Source organism: Brucella thiophenivorans, assembly GCF_002252445.1.
Taxonomy (GTDB): domain Bacteria; phylum Pseudomonadota; class Alphaproteobacteria; order Rhizobiales; family Rhizobiaceae; genus Brucella; species Brucella thiophenivorans.
Genome location: NZ_NNRJ01000002.1, coordinates 15494 through 32668 on the forward strand (window position 1 = coordinate 15494; position 17175 = coordinate 32668).

Here is a 17175-nt window from a genome sequence, read left to right on the forward strand (position 1 = left end):
TCTTTTCAATATGGATGATTTTGTCCAATTTTGGATTGATGTCGCCGCTGTTTTTGCCGTCACCTGTTGCTGTCGTAGAGCGCTTCCTCTTGCTTCTTCATGTGAAGTTCGCTGGCGGGACCATTCTTCAGCATCTCTGGGCAAGCTTTGTGCGCTTCATGCTTGGGTTCGGCCTCGCAGCGCTCATCGGCATTACACTCGGCCTACTGATGGGTTGGTTCAGGCTCTTGGACGATATCGTCACGCCGCTTTTCGATGCCGTGCGTTTCATCGCGCCGATTGCTTGGGTGCCCTTTGCAGCACTCTGGTTCGGCACGGGCATCGGTGGTCCCATCATGATTATCTTTGCTGGCGCTTTCCCGCCCTGTCTTATCAACGCATATAGAGGTGCGAAATTTCTCGATCCTCGTTTGATTGAGGCCTCGCGCATGTTGGGTACTCCGGACTACCGGGTTATACTTGAAGTTTTGCTGCCATCTTCAGTTCCATCAATTATCGCCGGACTACGCGTTTCAGCCGGTCTTGGCTGGCAGTCACTTGTGGGTGCGGAACTAATCGTTGCCTCGCAGGGCATAGGTTACATGATGGTGCAAGGGCAGGGCAGCCTCTCAACTACGACGGTGATGTGCGGAATGATAGCAATCGGTTTGGTCGGTACAGTTATTGACCTTCTGCTGCGATGGACGGAGGCAGCAATCCTCCGGTCGCGTGGGCGCGCCAGCTAAACATCCAATGAAACGTGAATGCAAAAACGTGCGGCCGAAAAAGAGCAGCGCTGGAGGAGTGTGACATGGGAGTTATTCGTCTCGAAAATGTTGGCCGCATTTACGGCAACAATGGTGATGGCTTCGAGGCCCTTAAGGGGGTCAATATGGAGATTGCAGATAAGGAGTTTGTTGCAGTTGTTGGTCCATCAGGATGCGGTAAAACGACATGCCTCAGATTTGTCGCCGGTTTCGATTTCCCGACTTCGGGTCAGGTGCTCGTCGATGGGAAGCCAGTAAAGCGACCAGGACCAGATCGTGCCGTGGTTTTTCAGCAGTTCGCCTTGATGCCTTGGAAGACTGTACGCCAGAATATTGAGCTTGGATTGCGCAACAAGAATGTTCCGAAGGCTGAGCGAGGCAGACGCATCGCCGAGATATTGGCGCTTATGAATCTTCAGGCTTATGAGAATGCCTTTCCGCATCAGCTCTCTGGCGGGATGCAACAGCGCGTCTCGATTGCCAGAGCGTATGTTCTCGACCCAGACGTACTTCTTATGGATGAACCCTTCGGTGCTCTTGATGCACAAACCCGTGTGGTCATGCAGGAGGAATTGGTGCGTCTTGCGCGCGTCAATCCAAGGACCGTCATGTTCATCACGCACGCCGTCGAGGAGGCCGTCTACTTAGCTGACCGCGTAGCCATCATGGCGAGGCAACCAGGTCGCGTTAAAGAGATCGTTGATATTAAAACGATCCGTATGGCGGAGGACTGGGATGCACACGACAAGATCGAGGATGTTATGGATCTTGATAGTTTCGTGCACCTGCGCACTCGCATCTGGCGCAGCCTTCGCGAAGAAAAGGCGATGGAGGTCGTTTGACATCGCCACCTCGCAGATGAAATGAGCAATTAACTTCAACCGGGAGGAACAGGAAATGAAAAAGCTTATCTTTGCAGCTCTAACGACGTTCAGTCTGTTGTCGGCGCCAGCAGTGCACGCTACGGATCTTGAGCCTATCAAAATCAGCTATCAACCATCACTTTTCTGGGCGCTGCCATTCTATGTTGCGACGGAGAAAGGATGGTGGAAGGAAGTTGGCCTGGATGCCACCTTCGTCACTTTTCCTGCTGGAGCGCCCCAAATTGCAGCTGCACAGGCCAATGACTGGGATGTCGGGGGGACTGGTTCCGTCCCTGCCGTTCTCGGTGCGGCACGCTTCGGTCTTGTAACCGTTGGCCTGACGAATGATGAATCGAAGACGAATGCTGTCATGGCGAAATCTTCAATGATCGACGATATGAGGGCGAACCCAGAATCGATCAAGGGAAAAAGCATTCTCCTTACAACAAACTCTACCGTCGATTACGCCATACGTGCCTGTTTGAAAAAATGGAACGTAGCTAGCAGCGATGTGAGCTTCGTTAATCTCGGCCAGGCCCAAATTATCTCTGCCGTTATCAGCGACAACGGCGACATGGCCGGCGTATGGGCGCCAAACACGTACACGCTGAAAGAAAAGGCTGGGATGGACTATCTTTGCTCTGGTGCAGATGCAGATGCTATCGTTCCCGGCGTTCTCATCGTGCGCCCAGAATTTGCCAAAGAGAAGCCGGAGTTGGTGGCGAAATTCCTAGCCGTGTTCCTGCGTGGTGTGGCCTGGGAAAAAGCCAATCCCGCAGAGGCCGAAGAAATGTTGAAAGCCTTTTATACGGAGGGCGGCGTTGAGGTCTCTGATGATGCGGCGAAGGCGGAATTCGCTCTTCGGCCAATTTTCGATCTCGCCGAGCAGATAGAGCTTCTCGATAGGGCCGGCGGACCTTCAAAAGTCGATAGCTGGCTTACATCTATCGGCGCCTTCATGAAGGATGTCGGAACGATCACCGATAACCCTGCCGCTGAGAAATACATCGATCCACGTTTCCTGCAGATGGTCAAGGACGACCCTAAGCTCGCTGCATTCGCGAGGAAGGCAGACTAACCCCATATCTTCCACCGCAATATCTCAAGGGCATCATCAATTGAGAGAATTGGTGTGCACCTCATGAAAGGCATTGAAATGGCAACGACCTATCTTAAGAAAGCAAGCAAATCTCCGGAAACGGAAACTGGTACTGCCCGTGAAGTTGTCTCGAAGATGCTCGCGCGCATCGAGGCGGAAGGAGAGAGAGCAGTCCACGACTACGCCCACTCCCTCGACAAATGGTCGGGTGAAATCGTAGTGACCCCTGCGGAGATGGAACGTTTGACGGCTAGCGTACCTCAGTCCGTAAAGGATGATATTGCTTTTGCAGCCGGCCAGGTACGCCGCTTCGCGCTAGCGCAGCGTGAATCTATCAATGATTTTGCGGTAGAACTGCTGCCAGGCTTCACTGCAGGTCAGAAGCTTGTTCCTTGCAACGTCGCTGGATGCTACGTTCCGACTGGTCGGTATGCTCATATCGCGTCCGCCTACATGTCAATCGCGACTGCTAAAGCTGCTGGGGTCAAGACGGTCATCGCATGCTCGACCCCCTTCAAAGGTCAGGGCATTCATCCTTATGTTCTCTATGCGATGAAGGTCGCCGGTGCTGATATTGTCATGACTCTCGGCGGTGTCCAGGCGATCGCAAGCATGGCTTACGGCCTGTTTACTGGCCTCCCTGCCGATATCATTGTCGGCCCAGGTAACAAGTTCGTCGCTGAAGCCAAGCGGACCCTCTTCGGCAAGGTAGGCATCGACGTTTTTGCTGGCCCGTCTGAAGTGGCGGTTATCGCAGACGATACTGCTGATCCAATGATCGTCGCGACCGACCTTGTTGGTCAGGCGGAACACGGCCATGAAAGCCCGGCATGGCTGTTCACATCTTCACGCCGCGTTGCGGAAGAAGCCATGCGCCTTATGCAGGGTCTGATCGACCACTTGCCACAGCCTGCCCGCGACGCTGCCAATGCTGCATGGCGGGACTACGGTGAAGTGGTCCTGTGTGACACTCGTGAGGAACTAGTCAAGATTTCTGATGATTACGCCAGTGAGCACCTTGAAGTGCATTGCTCTGACCTAGATTGGTGGTTGAACACCCTGACGAACTACGGTTCGCTCTTCCTTGGGGAGGAAACGACGGTTGCTTTTGGCGACAAGACGTCGGGGCCGAACCATATTCTGCCGACGAAGTTTGCTGCGCGCTATTCGGCTGGACTTTCGGTGCACAAGTTCCTGAAGCCACTGACCTGGCAGAAATCTGATCGTGATGCCTGCAAGACGTTATCGCTTGCGACCGCTCGTATCTCAAGGTTGGAAGGTATGGAGGCTCACGCCCGAACCGCTGATGTCCGGATGGAGAAGTATTTCCCTGGCGAGAATATGGACCTGGGAGCTCCTGTCGAAAGCGCCTAACCGATCGTTCAGAAAAGGATGCATAAAATGGGACGTCTATTTCACCTCTTTGACCTTGAAGGCCGCACGGCTGTCGTGACTGGTGGAAATTCTGGGATAGGCCTCGAAATCGCGCGCGCGCTTGGACTTCAGGGTGCAAGTGTGATCCTGGTCGGCCGCAATGCCGAAAATCTCGACACGGCCAAGGCGTCCCTACGCAACGACGCGATTGAGGTGGCGGATATCGTCGCTGATCTTGCTGATGCTAGCCACATCGAGTCTCTCTTGGCCAAACTGGGCCAAGAGCGTAGCGGAGTCGACATTCTCATCAACGCGGCTGGCGTCAACTTGCGCCAACCATTTTCGCAGGTGAAGGCGCAAGACTTCGACTTGCACATGGCTCTTCATTTGCGAGCACCGTTCCTGTTAACGCAGGGGCTGGCACCGGGCATGCAACAGCGTGGATGGGGGCGGATTATTAATATAGCCTCACTTCAGTCAAGCCGGGCCTTTCCAAACTCCGCACCCTATGGTGCAGCCAAAGGAGGGATCGTGCAACTGACGCGGGCGATTGCGGAAGAATGGTCGCGGTATGGCATTACCTGTAATGCCATCGCGCCAGGCTTCTTTCCAACGCCCCTGACGGAACCAGTTTTTTCGGATCCTAAACGGGCCGCAGCAAATGCTGCGCAAACGGCAATCGGTCGCAACGGCAATCTTGATGATTTGTATGGCACAGCGATTTTTCTCGCCTCGGATGCCTCTGCCTATTTGACGGGCCAGACGATCCATGTCGATGGCGGCTTCACGGCAAAATAGAGAGTTAGCAACATGAAAGCACTCGTCTACACAGCAAACAACACACTGGAATACGAGGATGTCAACGATCCGACACTGGTTCCAGGTGACGTCCTCGTTAAGGTCGAAGCGGTCGGAATTTGTGGATCGGACATGCACGCTTATCACGGGCATGACGCACGCCGGCTTCCTCCACTCATTCTAGGGCACGAAGCAGCTGGCGAGGCGGTAACAGGAAGTCTAGCGGGCAGAAAGGTGACAATCAATCCGCTAATGACGCCGGTTGAGGGCAAATTCGCACGTGCTGGCCGCCCTAATCTGGCTCCTGAGCGAAAAATCATTTCGATGGCGGACCGTCAGGGTGCTTTTGCAGAATATGTTGCAATTCCCGAGGGCAATATTATTGCACTTCCCGATGGATTTGACATTGCAAAGGCAGCGCTTGCTGAACCTCTTTCCGTTTCTTGGCGGGCGGCAAAACGCGCATGCGATCTTCTGATCGTTCCTCTCGACGAGGCGAGGGCAGTTGTGCTTGGCGGGGGAGCAATTGGCCTTGGTGCAGCACTTGCCCTTCGCAATTTCGGAATACATAACATTACAATTGCTGAGACCAACCCCGTTCGTAAGATGACGCTCAAAAACGCTGGCGATTTTAGAGTTTACAGTCCGATTGTGAACGGCGAACCTGATGAAAACAGTGTGGACCTAGTCATAGACGCTGTGGGTGCTGTGGCGACCCGCGCTGCGGCCTGCCGCATGATTGCGCCCGGCGGCGTTATTGTCCATATCGGACTGTTGCCTGAAGATGGCGGTTTGGACATTCGGAAAATTACGTTGCAGGAGGTCACGCTGACGGGGGCGTATTGCTATACACCGGACGACTTCCGCGAAACCGTCACCGCGATGATTGAAGGCAAGCTCGGCAGCCTAGATTGGTTCGAAACTCGACCGTTGGCGGATGGCGCTATGGCGTTCTCGGACATCGATGGCGGTAAAATAAGCAGTGCGAAAATTATTCTTAAGCCGTAGCCCGATCACAGTATCTACGGCCAACAAGGCTCAAGGCTTCGGGCGCTTCCGGGTCAATATCCGAGAGCAACCCATTGTCGGCACATCGGTGGGTAATCCGGTGGCGGCCAACATTGAAACCTTAGTCCTGCAACTTCCGCTTCAAAGGTGAGCTGAAATGGGTTTCATTTGAGAATAATAAGCTGCCAGCAAAACCATATTCTCACATTGGCGGCGCTGATTGACCGTTTCGTCGAGGCAAGTTAGCCGCTTTGGCTAACGCCCGTGACATGACACAGACACTATGCAAGGAATTCTTTCGCCGCTTAATTGATCAATGAAACGATACCTCTCCACTTTAGATCTATCCATTCTATAACAATGCTAAAATTGAATAGGCATTCATCCACCCACGCGGCTGACTGGGCAGCTTTTTATCGAAGGCTTACTGCATAATGAGCCGCGTCTGTGAGGCAGCGAGATTGCCTGAGTTCCACGGGTCTGCCCTCGAGGTCAATTGCGACACGCTGGATGGCGAGAAGAGGATGATTGACAGCGCAGCCAAGGCGTTCAGCGTCTGTGGTGTCAGACATCGTAGCCCTAAGCTGTTCTTCAGCACGGGCAATTGTCACTCCCCACCGAGAGGAGATCAGTTGGTAGATGTTGTTTGGAATCTCGGCGATCGTCTCGAAGTCAGGAAAGCGGGTCTTCGGGAGCCATATCACTTCATTGATTACAGGTCTGCCGGAAAGCGACCGCACACGCTCAATGCGATAAACTGGCTGATCCAATTCTAGGACCAAGAGATCGGCAGTTTCTGGTGACGGAAGAACTTCAGTGGCGGCAAAGGTCTGAGATAGCGGGAAATCCGCTCGGCCATCATCGAGCGTCAGCTTAAAGAATTGGAACATTATGCGCGAGTCTTCGGGTTGCGCTACGAAGGTTCCTCGCCCTTGGCGCCTTACGAGAAGGTTGTCGACTGTCATCGAATCCAACGCTTTTCGCACTGTGCCTTGGCTCACATTGAGTGATCGTGCGATTTCATGCTCGCTAGGTATCAGTTCACCGGGCGACCATTCCCCTGTCACCAGCCTACGTACCAACTGGTCGCGAACCTGAGCGTAGAGTGGCTTTGGCCCAACGGCGCCACCGCCTCGCTTGCTTTGTTCCATCTCCGATTTCACTGAGCACTCCTATTCCCTGCGTCACTGCACTCCTGCATCCAGAAGAACGCGCCGGATTATTTATACCAAATACGTTGACACTGAAAGAGTATTATGTCTTATATAAGATGTCTTATATAAGATTGCGATGGAAAAGCCAAGTTTTTGGCTCGACCCATACTTTGAGAGGAGCAAACGGTGTCGATACCTCAACTTTTAGTTCACGAGAGCAAAGACAACGTCGGTGTCGTCGTTGTAGAAGGCCTAAAGGCCGGCACGAAAATGCTGTGCGTTATCACCCACGATAATACCAGCTTCGAACTCGTCGCGCACGACGACGTGCCAATCGGCCACAAGATTGCTTTGATGGATATCAAGACTGGCGATACCGCTACCAAGTATGGCGAAGACATCGGCAAATTCGTTGCGGACGTTGCCCAAGGAAGGCACGTTCATACCCATAATCTAAAGACGAAGCGCTGGTAGGAGGCAAGTCGATGACAACGAAATATTCGAACATGACCTTCAAAGGTTACCGCCGCGAGAATGGCCGTGTGGGTGTACGTAACCACGTTCTCATTCTGCCGGTTGACGACATTTCGAACGCAGCCTGCGAGGCCGTCGCCAATAATATAAAGGGCACGCTTGCCATTCCGCATGCCTATGGCCGCTTGCAGTTTGGTGCCGACCTTGAACTCCACTTCCGCACCATCATTGGCACGGGCGCAAACCCGAACGTCGCGGCATGTGTCGTTATCGGCATTGAGCCTGGCTGGACCAAGCGTGTCGCCGACGGAATTGCCAAGACTGGTAAGCCTGTTGTTGCTTTCTCTATCGAGCAAAATGGCGACCTGAAGACCATCATGGATGCGTCTCGTGCGGCCAAGGAACTTGTTCACTTCGCATCCGAGCTTCAGCGTGAGGAGTGTTCAATCTCTGAGCTATGGATTTCCACTAAGTGCGGTGAAAGCGATACAACGACTGGCCTCGGCTCGTGCCCTACTGTAGGTAACATGTATGACAAACTCCTGCCCGAAGGCATATATGGCTGCTTCGGCGAGACATCCGAAATCACTGGCGCTGAGCATATCTGCAAAGAGCGCGCGGTAAATCCGGAAGTAGGTGAACGTTGGTACAAGATGTGGAAGGCTTATTCGGACGACGTCATTTTTGCGCACCAAACAGATGACCTGTCGGAAAGTCAGCCGACTAAAGGTAATATTGAGGGTGGTCTAACCACTATTGAAGAAAAGGCCCTCGGCAATCTTGAAAAGATCGGTCGTACGTCTAAGTACGTTGACATTCTTGACGCTGCAGAAGCACCAGCGGCCGGAAATGGCCTCTACTTTATGGACAGCTCCTCGGCGGCTGCCGAATGCGTGACACTGATGGCAGCTGGCGGATATGTGATCCACACGTTCCCGACTGGCCAAGGCAATGTCATCGGTAACCCGATCGTTCCCGTCATCAAAATCACCGCAAATCCGCGGACGGTCCGCACCATGTCCGAACATGTTGACGTCGACGTCTCAGGTATCCTGCGTCGCGAGATGACTATCGACGAAGCTGGTGACTCCTTGATCGACATGATTGTTCGGACCGCAAATGGTCGGAACACCGCCGCTGAAGCTCTCGGCCATCGCGAATTCTCGATGACCAAGCTTTACCGTAGCGCCTAGCCACGTATTCTGGCCCACCTCACCTTGCGGCGGGCCAGGACTCTCCATTCAATTATCGAAGGCGATTTGGCAGTTTGGTTTGCATGAGCCGACTGCGTCGATGGCTCTTACTCATTTGAGTGAAGTCCGGCGCTTGATCAGTTGCGCGCAGCCCTCACGCGTCAATATTAAACACAATCTATCGCAGCTCTTCGGATGCTATGCAGACCAAAAATGTTGGTCGAGGTATAACCTATGAAAATTGGAACGCCACTGGAAATCCATGCCGGCGAAGCACGGGTGGGTTTGACGCCTGATAGTGCAATCCAGCTTCAAAAGTTGGGTTTTGAGTGCTTGGTCGAAAAGGGTGCAGGCAAGCTTGCCGGCTTTTCAGACGAAGCCTATCGGGCAGCTGGTGTTACCGTCGTTGACACGGCAGACACGCTATTCTCTCAAGCCGACATAGTCGCGAAAGTCCGTCCACCGGAAACTTCCGAACTGGACCGGCTGACTGCCGGCCAGACGCTGATCTCCTTCTTTTATCCGGCGCAGAATACAGCCTTGCTCAAGCAGGCCAAGGCGACGGGCGCAAATGTAATCGCTATGGATATGGTACCGCGCATTTCGCGCGCACAGAAGATGGATGCTCTTTCGTCTATGGCCAATATTGCTGGCTATCGTGCTATCATCGAAGCGGGCAATAATTTCGGACGCTTCTTCACCGGCCAGGTGACGGCTGCGGGAAAGGTTCCTCCGGCCAAGGTTCTGGTAATTGGTGCCGGCGTTGCTGGCCTTGCCGCGATCGGTACGGCGACCTCGCTTGGGGCGATCACCTATGCCTTCGACGTTCGCCCGGAAGTGGCTGAACAGATCCAATCTATGGGCGCGGAATTCGTCTATCTCGATTTTAAGGAAAGCCAGCAGGATGGTGCGGCCACCGGTGGTTATGCCGCCCCGTCTTCGCCAGAATTTCGCGAAAAGCAGTTGGAAAAATTTCGCGAACTGGCTCCTCAGATCGACATCGTCATCACCACGGCGCTAATACCGGGCCGCGACGCACCGAAGCTGTGGCTGGCCGATATGGTGATGGCGATGAAACCAGGTTCGGTCGTCGTTGATCTTGCAGCCGAGCGGGGCGGCAATTGCGACCTGACGGTTCCCGATCGGAAAATCGTCACCGATAACGGTGTTACTGTTGTTGGCTATATGGATTTTCCAAGCCGCATGGCCTCACAGGCCTCAACACTTTACTCGACCAATATCCGCCACATGATGACGGACCTGACGCCGACTAAGGACGGTATTATCTTTCACAACATGGAAGACGACGTTGTCCGTGGTGCCACAGTGACTTTTGAAGGCGAAATCACATTCCCTCCGCCGCCGCCTAAGATTCAAGCCATCGCTGCGCAAAAGCCGAAGGAGAAGGTTAAGGAACCGACGTCTGAAGAAAGACATATCAGGGAAGTAGCAGCCTTCAAATCGCAGACCAAGAAGCAAGGCTTGCTCCTGGCCGGCGGAACAGCACTTCTGCTCATCGTTGGCATGTTCGCACCGACAAGTTTCATGAGCCATTTTGTCGTCTTCATGCTTGCCTGCTTCATCGGCTTCCAGGTGATTTGGAATGTCTCCCACTCGCTGCACACGCCACTGATGGCCGTGACGAATGCCATTTCTGGTATCGTAATTCTAGGCGCGCTCCTTCAGATCGGTTCAGGCAACTGGTTGGTGGTGTTGCTAGCGGCGCTTTCGGTACTGGTCGCGACGATCAATATCGTTGGAGGCTTTCTCGTGACAAGGCGCATGCTTGCCATGTTCCAGAAGTCGTGATCAGGCATCAGGGGTAAACAACATGACCATCGGAATTGTTTCGGCCGCTTACATCTCGGCCGCTGTTCTTTTCATTCTCTCGCTCGGAGGCCTGTCCGGCCAGGAAAGCGCCAAGCGCGCCGTTTGGTACGGCATCGCTGGTATGGCTCTGGCCGTGATTGCGACTGTATTCGGTCCGGGTGTCAGCAACTGGTTTATCATTCTAGCGATGATTGCGAGCGGGTGCCTGCTTGGGCACTACGTGGCCAGTCGAGTGCAGATGACGGAGATGCCGCAACTCGTGGCCGCGCTGCATTCCTTCGTTGGCCTCGCGGCTGTGTTTATCGGTTACAACGCCCATATTGAGATTTGGCGGGTTGCCAACATGGAGGAAACTGCGCGGGCCGCACTTGAGGGGTTTGCCGGAATACTCATCCACAAGACCCCGGTTGAAATGGCCATCATGAAAGTCGAAGTCTTTCTTGGCGTCTTCATCGGTGCCGTCACCTTCACCGGATCGGTGCTCGCGTTCGGCAAGCTGGCCGGTAAGGTCGACGGCAAAGCGAAAAAACTGCCGGGCGGACACCTCCTCAATGCAACTGCTGCCATCTTGTCGCTGATCCTGCTCGTTATCTATGCGAGTGGATCGGATGTCTGGCCGCTGATCCTGATGACGCTTCTCGCCTTCTTCATCGGTTACCACTTGATCATGGGCATCGGCGGCGCCGACATGCCCGTCGTGGTGTCGATGCTGAACAGCTATTCCGGCTGGGCGGCTGCAGCGATTGGTTTTACGCTCGGTAATGATCTCCTGATCGTTACGGGCGCGCTGGTTGGCTCCTCGGGCGCGATCCTCTCCTACATCATGTGCAAGGCGATGAACCGCTCCTTTGTTTCGGTCATTCTTGGCGGATTTGGCGGCGTCGCTGGACCAGCGATGGAAATCACTGGTGAACAAATCGCTATCGATACCGAGGGCGTAGCCAATGCACTCAACGATGCCAGCTCTGTCATTATCGTTCCGGGCTATGGGATGGCAGTCGCGCAGGCACAACAGGCCGTGTCCGAACTGACCCGCAAGCTTCGGGCCACCGGCAAGGAGGTGCGCTTCGCTATCCATCCAGTCGCGGGTCGCTTGCCGGGCCACATGAACGTACTGCTCGCGGAAGCAAAGGTTCCTTACGACATCGTCATGGAAATGGACGAAATCAACGACGATTTCCCCAATACAGATGTCGTTATCGTCATAGGCTCCAATGACATCGTCAATCCAGCCGCGGAGGAAGACCCGAATTCGCCGATCGCTGGCATGCCAGTGCTACAGGTGTGGAAAGCGAAGCAGGTTTTCGTCTCCAAACGCGGCCAGGGTACAGGCTATTCCGGCATCGAGAACCCGCTGTTCTATAAGGATAACACCCGGATGTTATACGGCGACGCCAAAAAGTCCATTAGTGAGTTGCTTCCAAAAATTGAATGAAGCCGGTCCGGTTGGATCTGTTGCAAACTTTTTGGGTGATGTCACGTTAAGTTACACGTCCCATTCCTTCGGCTCTCAAGTCAAGCAGGCTGAAGCTTTTCAAGAGTCGAACGCTTCCAGGCGACGGTAGCGAGTTGTCTATGCGGTGTTGTCATGTCTGGATGGCGCCCGTTTGGCAATATGATTTTGGTGATGTTTTAGCTTTGCGGGTCGGGTGCAGTCTGTGAGCTCATGCTGAAGCGCGACTTTTGCGGTTTGAGTTTACGCAAAACGATGTCTGTTTGCGATTAATTTTTGCCGAAAGACTTCTGCAGGTGTTTTGTAGCCCAAACATTTGCGCGGCGTATTGTTGAGGCGATGACAGATGAAGGCGAGGTCTCGATCACTGAGGGTGAGCGGATCAAGATCTCGGGGAAGCCATCGTCTTGTGCGTCTGTTGGTGTTCTCAACGGTGCCTTTCTGCCAGGGTGACTGCGGATCACAGAACCATGTTTGCGACCCGATCCCATTCTGCAGATAAGCCCATTCTGTAAACTCAGTGCCACGATCAAACGTGATGGAGCGACGGGCTATTTGGGGCAGGGGTTGGAGTACCCTAATCACACCTTCCATCACCGGCTTTGATTGACGATCATTATTGCGCAACAAAACCGTGAAGCGGCTCACCCGCTCGACCAGAGACGTTACATTGGCGTTGCCAAACCTCTTGCGAAACTGGATAGTGTCGCACTCCCAATGGCCGAACTGCTTGCGCTTGGCAACCATGTCTGGACGATAAAGGATGCTCAGTTCAGGCGGAAAGCGGCGCCCATGACGACGTCGGGCATGGCGCGGACGCCGTTTGGCACGGCGCTCAGGCAGATATTTCCAAAGCCCTTCTTTGCGACCATCAGCAGAATACACAAACTGATAGATCGTTTCATGACTGACAGAGATGGGATGCCGTTCCAATCGCATTCTCCCTGCAATCTGTTGCGGCGACCATCCATCGCTGATGTGATCGATCACGGACTGCCGTAGCTCATCATACCGGATCAGCTTACGTTGCTTCGAACGCCGCTCGCGGGATTTCTGCTCGGCAATAGTACAATAATACCCGTTTAAATCCTTGATCTCATCATCGTGAAACTGATTGCGCTTGATCTCGCGATAGATCGTCGAGCGATGGCGACCCATCAGCCGCGCTATATCGCCGAGCGGGACTTTGAGCTGTTTAAGTTCGAAAAGACGGCGACGTTCGGACAAAGTGATCTGCGAATAGCAATTCGACATCCAATTTCCTCCATGGCTAACCACATGAATTCATTGGCATGTTGCAGTTTAAAATAGAATGTACCCCTGTTATATCCTTCGATTGCATAATTGTTATTATGGAACTGAATGCTCACGTCGACAGGATTAAGAGCATCATTGAATTATTCGTCTCGCGGTACCAATTGTGCACGTCGAGCTCTGTGAACCTCGACAATCCCATTTCTCAGCGCTTCAAAAAGCCCACGCGGCAACATTCCGTATTGGTAGGTGCCGTCCGGCTTTGGACGAAGGTCATAGCCCGGCCATGTAAAACGATTGAGTTCATCAAAGCGAATCCAATGCCGTTCGCTATCCAAGCCTAAGCTTTTGCAAACGTTGGCTGGAATTTCGAGCGATGTGCTTGGGTCAACGGGAGCCGAGTGCGTGATCGGCGCAACAATAGTTCGAACTTGCCCTTTGTCGCCCTGAGGAACCGCAACCACGATCGCGCACGGCCGGTCCTTTTTGCCTTCGTCGGCTCCGGCGTCATGTTCGGAGCTCCAAAGGAAGCTGTAACGAATAACGAGACCTGGTGTTGGTAGAGGAATACTCACCGTGTAACGCCGTACTCAGCCGCCTCAATAGCTGCAAGTGTTTGGTCGTCGAGTTCTCCTGTCTTGAGGACTTGACGTTCTCTCAGCTTAAGGCGCTCAAAATGTTCAAGTTCAGTAGCGGAAAGATAAGCGCCAACGACCCGTCCGTGGCTCGTTACGCTGATGACGCCAGCTTTGATCGCCTCATCTTGGTAACGACCAAAATTACGCGAAAAATCGCTCGCGGGCACGGCTCTAAACTCTGGCATGGTTTACCTCCTGTTATTTCACGCAAATTACGTAATTTGCGTGAAAATGTCAATTCGCAAACAAATCAAGTACGATACACACAAAGGTATCCATTACCCGCGACCCTTTAGAATAAGACTTGTCAGAATGTTCCAGCTCAAGGGTATATGACGTGTCCCCGATAACTACCCAATCGACTTCAATCCACAAGAAACGGTCATTTTATAAGTCTGAAGCGACGCTGTCAGCAGCCCCTCTTTGCGAGAGCGTTGATAATCATCAGGATTCTAGATCAATCCATACAATCTAATCACGAAAACCCGTAAAGAATTCAACTGTGCACAGCAAAGCTAGGGCCAAACTAATTCAGTACAGGAAGAACGCATACAAAAGAACTCTGGATCAGACTGGCATATAGCCCCGTTTCAATTTTTGACGATGCAAGCGATCAAGCGCGGAACAAGCATCTTGCGAGCTATCAAATGATTGGCATTTTGATTGGCCGAAGCTGCCAATTCGCCCCCAGTTACGAGTTAAAACCCAAAGACCAAACAGATCAGTCTCAACAGACAAGCCATAAAAACGCGCCATGTTTTGTGACGGGTTTCGGCGCTGCAGATCGACGTGCATGAAAGTTGTGTTGGTCATACACAAGAGTCTGATTCATCGCTCATACAATATCCAATGAATGTTTTGAATCAGTACGTGTCGAATGATTCAAAATTTTGTTGAATCACAAGATGTTGAGGCGATAGAGCACAAGGAACATCCCGCTCATCATGGGGTACTTCTAACATATTTGGACGGCACTTAGATCGTCGATTTTCGTTTTAATTTCAGTTGGATTGCAACAGAATCCAACTTTCGACACCAAGCCCAAGTGCAACGCGGTATAAATAACTCAATTTTGTGCAATCTAGCTCGCCCGCATTCTCACCTTACAATTCCAGTTCTTCGATTTGTCTTTTTACTATATTAAGCAGGCTATTTGAACCAACCGATCCCTCATCTGAATAAGCTAGCGTAAGCAAAGTGAGTGGATGAACATTAAGGACAGAGCAAATCCCTTCGATTTTTTTGAGGGTAGGACTTTTTAGCCCTCTCTCCAAAGAACTCATATATGTTCGGCTTGAAACCTCCGAGAAAGCTTCTTGACTAAGATTCTTAGCTTTGCGGACCTGTTGCAACGCTGTGGGGAGGGATGCACTAATTTCGGTCATTCCAGACGCCCTTTCAAAATCCAGAATGAATAGCTGTTGAACTCTATAGCGCTACAATCTATAGTGTTCATTCAAGGTTTTTTCATTGTGGGATTTCATGAGACATCAGCGTGTTGGTGAGATTGGCTGTTACCTCAAATTATCGCTGCTGCGTGCTTTGTCTGATGGCCATCGCCTCGGCATAGCCTGGTATCTGGTTCCTGACACGGCGCGACCAAGTGCGGGCCTGCAGACCGGTTATCTCGACTTACCCGATCGCTGGCGACAGCTTGATCCAGACGTTTTTGACGCATTGCATTCACTCGTGCGTTCCGGCCGGCGTTCCGTAAATGCATTGCAACGATCGGGGATTATCAGCGCCGTACACTCCTTGAGCGTTCTTCAATATGACCGCGTTCACTGGCCCCAACGCGTAAGTTATCGCAAAGCGTGGTTTGATGGCGTCGTTCGTGATCTTCGGGACTGTGATCTCATCTTTGCTGATCCGGAAATGGGGCTGATCGATAAGGGCAAGCCGATGCGTGCCGATCATGCGCTTCGTATCACTTTGGAAGAAGCAAAAGCGCTGGCCAAAGGCCGGACTGCCATCCTCTTTCATCGAAACTCATTGCGCGCAGGCGGACAGGATGAGGAAGTGCACCACTGGCTAAGCCAATTTGGTCCGAACGCCATTGCTCTACGAGCGAACGCTTATAGCGCTCGAACATATTTCATCCTCAATCCAACACCCACCATTTACCAAAGGGCTGTGCGCTTTTGCGCGCGCTGGCAGGATCTCAGCGTTAATCTGCAAGGCGCCCCCCTGTTTTGCTGACTGCCTGAGGCAGCAGTTGACGGTTTTCATAACCGTCGCTGACAGCTCGCCTCACTCTACTCGCTTCAAGCCTTTTTAGACAGCTCTCGGAAACACCGAGCGACTGAATGGCTTCGTGCATCCGCAAATTCGTTGATTGATCCGCCCTCCTCCCAAATCCATACCCATGAGGTTACAAATGACCGTACAAACATTCGCCACACGCTTTCTGGTCTTACTGACTATGCTCCTAAGCGGTCCTGTTGCACCGGGCTTCGCACAACACATCGATAATGTGAGAGGAGTCTTGAGAGAAGGTTTTGAACGGCAATCTCTGCCACTTCCAACTGATTGGGGATCAATCAACAGCGTTGTCCTGCCGGAAAGACGCAATATAATGGACCTGGGATTACCGGGCGATCGGCCCAGTCGAGCCAACAAAAGGTTGCCTGTTAGGGTGGATCCACTTGATCAGTTTGGCTTTAAAAATTATCTGATGAGCAAGAACGACACACAAGCCTGCCGGTTTCTGGTGGAGATGGAAATATCGACTTCTTGCCCGCCGCTTGAGATTATTCTTGTTAATCCGCAAAACATCACGGAATTCATCACAATCTCCAAAGAGATGAAAGCCGGATATCTCTCAAAATCCTTTGTCGAGAAGACACTACTGCCTGAACTCATCAAAAATCGACAGGAAATAATTGGCGACGAAATCATAGACGGAATGAACACCAAAATTGCTTTGATTGAACCGCCAGCTTTTGCCACCGAACATGCCAATCCGCGCATTTCTTATAGAACTCAGCTGGTCAGCGATAATGGCAACGAGGCGGTGCGCTATTTTGATCAAAGTGTCTATGTGCTCACCCGCCATGGCTACATCGGGATCAACATTTTTAATACAAAGTTTCTGGACAAGAAGCATATCGACGCAATCGTCGATCGCATCATTTTGGTAGAAGCGCCCAATCGTTACGCAGACACATCCATGTTCGACTTCAACAGCGCCACGATCAAAGCCGAAGACTTTGTGATTTTCGAATGAAGGTGGTCCGGCCTCAGCACGCGCATGTTGGGGAGCCCGCAGAATTCGGAAAAAATCGTACGCTA

18 protein-coding genes are annotated in these 17175 nt (G+C 52.4%); 12 read left to right on the forward strand and 6 right to left on the reverse strand.

The features are described from left to right. The first annotated feature begins 14 nt into the window (after positions 1-14). The 6 genes from CEV31_RS00325 (at position 15) to CEV31_RS00350 (ending at position 5888) form a co-directional block, all read left to right on the forward strand. Positions 15-725 carry an ABC transporter permease gene (locus CEV31_RS00325; RefSeq protein WP_235818005.1) on the forward strand — a complete coding sequence of 237 codons (711 nt, stop codon included), beginning with the start codon at positions 15-17 and terminating at the stop codon, positions 723-725. Positions 726-790: 65 nt separating this feature from the next. Then, on the forward strand, positions 791-1588 hold the full coding sequence (locus tag CEV31_RS00330) for an ABC transporter ATP-binding protein (protein WP_094504932.1): 798 nt from the start codon (positions 791-793) through the stop codon (positions 1586-1588). A gap of 55 nt (positions 1589-1643) precedes the next feature. Beyond that, positions 1644-2687, forward strand: a complete 1044-nt coding sequence (locus tag CEV31_RS00335) for an ABC transporter substrate-binding protein (protein ID WP_094504933.1) — start codon at positions 1644-1646, stop codon at positions 2685-2687. A gap of 78 nt (positions 2688-2765) precedes the next feature. Then, positions 2766-4082, forward strand: a complete 1317-nt coding sequence (gene hpsN, locus CEV31_RS00340; RefSeq protein WP_094504949.1) for a sulfopropanediol 3-dehydrogenase — start codon at positions 2766-2768, stop codon at positions 4080-4082. A 27-nt stretch (positions 4083-4109) separates the two neighbouring features. Next, positions 4110-4880 (forward strand): SDR family NAD(P)-dependent oxidoreductase, encoded by a 771-nt coding sequence (locus CEV31_RS00345; RefSeq protein WP_094504934.1) that lies wholly within the window; start codon positions 4110-4112, stop codon positions 4878-4880. A 12-nt stretch (positions 4881-4892) separates the two neighbouring features. Further along, complete coding sequence (locus CEV31_RS00350) at positions 4893-5888, forward strand: alcohol dehydrogenase catalytic domain-containing protein (protein WP_094504935.1); 996 nt, start codon at positions 4893-4895, stop codon at positions 5886-5888. 413 nt (positions 5889-6301) lie between these two features. Here the strand turns inward: CEV31_RS00350 and CEV31_RS00355 are convergent, their stop codons facing one another. Next, positions 6302-7051 (reverse strand): GntR family transcriptional regulator, encoded by a 750-nt coding sequence (locus tag CEV31_RS00355; RefSeq protein ID WP_235818003.1) that lies wholly within the window; start codon positions 7049-7051, stop codon positions 6302-6304. A gap of 177 nt (positions 7052-7228) precedes the next feature. On the opposite strand from CEV31_RS00355, the gene CEV31_RS00360 reads away from it, so the two are divergent. The 4 genes from CEV31_RS00360 to CEV31_RS00375 all read left to right on the forward strand — a co-directional run bounded on the left by CEV31_RS00360 (position 7229) and on the right by CEV31_RS00375 (position 11974). Then, positions 7229-7516 (forward strand): UxaA family hydrolase, encoded by a 288-nt coding sequence (locus CEV31_RS00360; RefSeq protein ID WP_094504937.1) that lies wholly within the window; start codon positions 7229-7231, stop codon positions 7514-7516. A gap of 11 nt (positions 7517-7527) precedes the next feature. Further along, a complete protein-coding gene (locus CEV31_RS00365) occupies positions 7528-8709 on the forward strand; it encodes a UxaA family hydrolase (protein ID WP_094504938.1) in 1182 nt (393 codons plus the stop codon). 234 nt (positions 8710-8943) lie between these two features. Continuing rightward, positions 8944-10518, forward strand: a complete 1575-nt coding sequence (locus CEV31_RS00370) for a Re/Si-specific NAD(P)(+) transhydrogenase subunit alpha (protein ID WP_094504939.1) — start codon at positions 8944-8946, stop codon at positions 10516-10518. Between the two features lie 22 nt (positions 10519-10540). Next, a complete protein-coding gene (locus tag CEV31_RS00375) occupies positions 10541-11974 on the forward strand; it encodes an NAD(P)(+) transhydrogenase (Re/Si-specific) subunit beta (RefSeq protein ID WP_094504940.1) in 1434 nt (477 codons plus the stop codon). Positions 11975-12235: 261 nt separating this feature from the next. Here the strand turns inward: CEV31_RS00375 and CEV31_RS00380 are convergent, their stop codons facing one another. From CEV31_RS00380 to CEV31_RS00400, 5 genes are all read right to left on the reverse strand, one after another. Continuing rightward, positions 12236-13246, reverse strand: a complete 1011-nt coding sequence (locus CEV31_RS00380) for an IS30 family transposase (RefSeq protein WP_094504941.1) — start codon at positions 13244-13246, stop codon at positions 12236-12238. A 143-nt stretch (positions 13247-13389) separates the two neighbouring features. Beyond that, positions 13390-13821: a hypothetical protein gene (locus CEV31_RS00385; protein WP_094504942.1), complete on the reverse strand. Its 432-nt coding sequence runs from the start codon at positions 13819-13821 to the stop codon at positions 13390-13392. Then, positions 13818-14069, reverse strand: coding sequence for a type II toxin-antitoxin system Phd/YefM family antitoxin (locus CEV31_RS00390; protein WP_094504943.1), 252 nt, complete (start codon positions 14067-14069; stop codon positions 13818-13820). The genes CEV31_RS00385 and CEV31_RS00390 overlap by 4 nt, the downstream gene beginning before the upstream one ends. A gap of 382 nt (positions 14070-14451) precedes the next feature. After that, positions 14452-14697, reverse strand: coding sequence for a WGR domain-containing protein (locus CEV31_RS00395; RefSeq protein ID WP_094504944.1), 246 nt, complete (start codon positions 14695-14697; stop codon positions 14452-14454). A gap of 290 nt (positions 14698-14987) precedes the next feature. Next, the gene (locus CEV31_RS00400; RefSeq protein ID WP_094504945.1) at positions 14988-15269 is read right to left on the reverse strand and encodes a helix-turn-helix domain-containing protein; all 282 of its coding nucleotides are present in this window, start codon (positions 15267-15269) and stop codon (positions 14988-14990) included. 97 nt (positions 15270-15366) lie between these two features. Between CEV31_RS00400 and CEV31_RS00405 the strand changes: the two genes are divergently transcribed. Beyond that, on the forward strand, positions 15367-16083 hold the full coding sequence (locus CEV31_RS00405; protein ID WP_094504946.1) for a hypothetical protein: 717 nt from the start codon (positions 15367-15369) through the stop codon (positions 16081-16083). Positions 16084-16219: 136 nt separating this feature from the next. After that, positions 16220-17110, forward strand: coding sequence for a hypothetical protein (locus CEV31_RS00410; protein WP_143850882.1), 891 nt, complete (start codon positions 16220-16222; stop codon positions 17108-17110). Positions 17111-17175: the final 65 nt, after the last annotated feature.

Coding starts and splice junctions, on each gene's coding strand:
- CEV31_RS00325 (WP_235818005.1), top strand. CDS start 15: ATGATTTTGTCCAATTTTGGATTGATGTCGCCGCTGTTTTTGCCGTCA.
- CEV31_RS00330 (WP_094504932.1), top strand. CDS start 791: ATGGGAGTTATTCGTCTCGAAAATGTTGGCCGCATTTACGGCAACAAT.
- CEV31_RS00335 (WP_094504933.1), top strand. CDS start 1,644: ATGAAAAAGCTTATCTTTGCAGCTCTAACGACGTTCAGTCTGTTGTCG.
- hpsN (WP_094504949.1), top strand. CDS start 2,766: ATGGCAACGACCTATCTTAAGAAAGCAAGCAAATCTCCGGAAACGGAA.
- CEV31_RS00345 (WP_094504934.1), top strand. CDS start 4,110: ATGGGACGTCTATTTCACCTCTTTGACCTTGAAGGCCGCACGGCTGTC.
- CEV31_RS00350 (WP_094504935.1), top strand. CDS start 4,893: ATGAAAGCACTCGTCTACACAGCAAACAACACACTGGAATACGAGGAT.
- CEV31_RS00365 (WP_094504938.1), top strand. CDS start 7,528: ATGACAACGAAATATTCGAACATGACCTTCAAAGGTTACCGCCGCGAG.
- CEV31_RS00370 (WP_094504939.1), top strand. CDS start 8,944: ATGAAAATTGGAACGCCACTGGAAATCCATGCCGGCGAAGCACGGGTG.
- CEV31_RS00375 (WP_094504940.1), top strand. CDS start 10,541: ATGACCATCGGAATTGTTTCGGCCGCTTACATCTCGGCCGCTGTTCTT.
- CEV31_RS00380 (WP_094504941.1), bottom strand. CDS start 13,246: ATGTCGAATTGCTATTCGCAGATCACTTTGTCCGAACGTCGCCGTCTT.
- CEV31_RS00390 (WP_094504943.1), bottom strand. CDS start 14,069: ATGCCAGAGTTTAGAGCCGTGCCCGCGAGCGATTTTTCGCGTAATTTT.
- CEV31_RS00395 (WP_094504944.1), bottom strand. CDS start 14,697: ATGACCAACACAACTTTCATGCACGTCGATCTGCAGCGCCGAAACCCG.
- CEV31_RS00400 (WP_094504945.1), bottom strand. CDS start 15,269: ATGACCGAAATTAGTGCATCCCTCCCCACAGCGTTGCAACAGGTCCGC.
- CEV31_RS00405 (WP_094504946.1), top strand. CDS start 15,367: ATGAGACATCAGCGTGTTGGTGAGATTGGCTGTTACCTCAAATTATCG.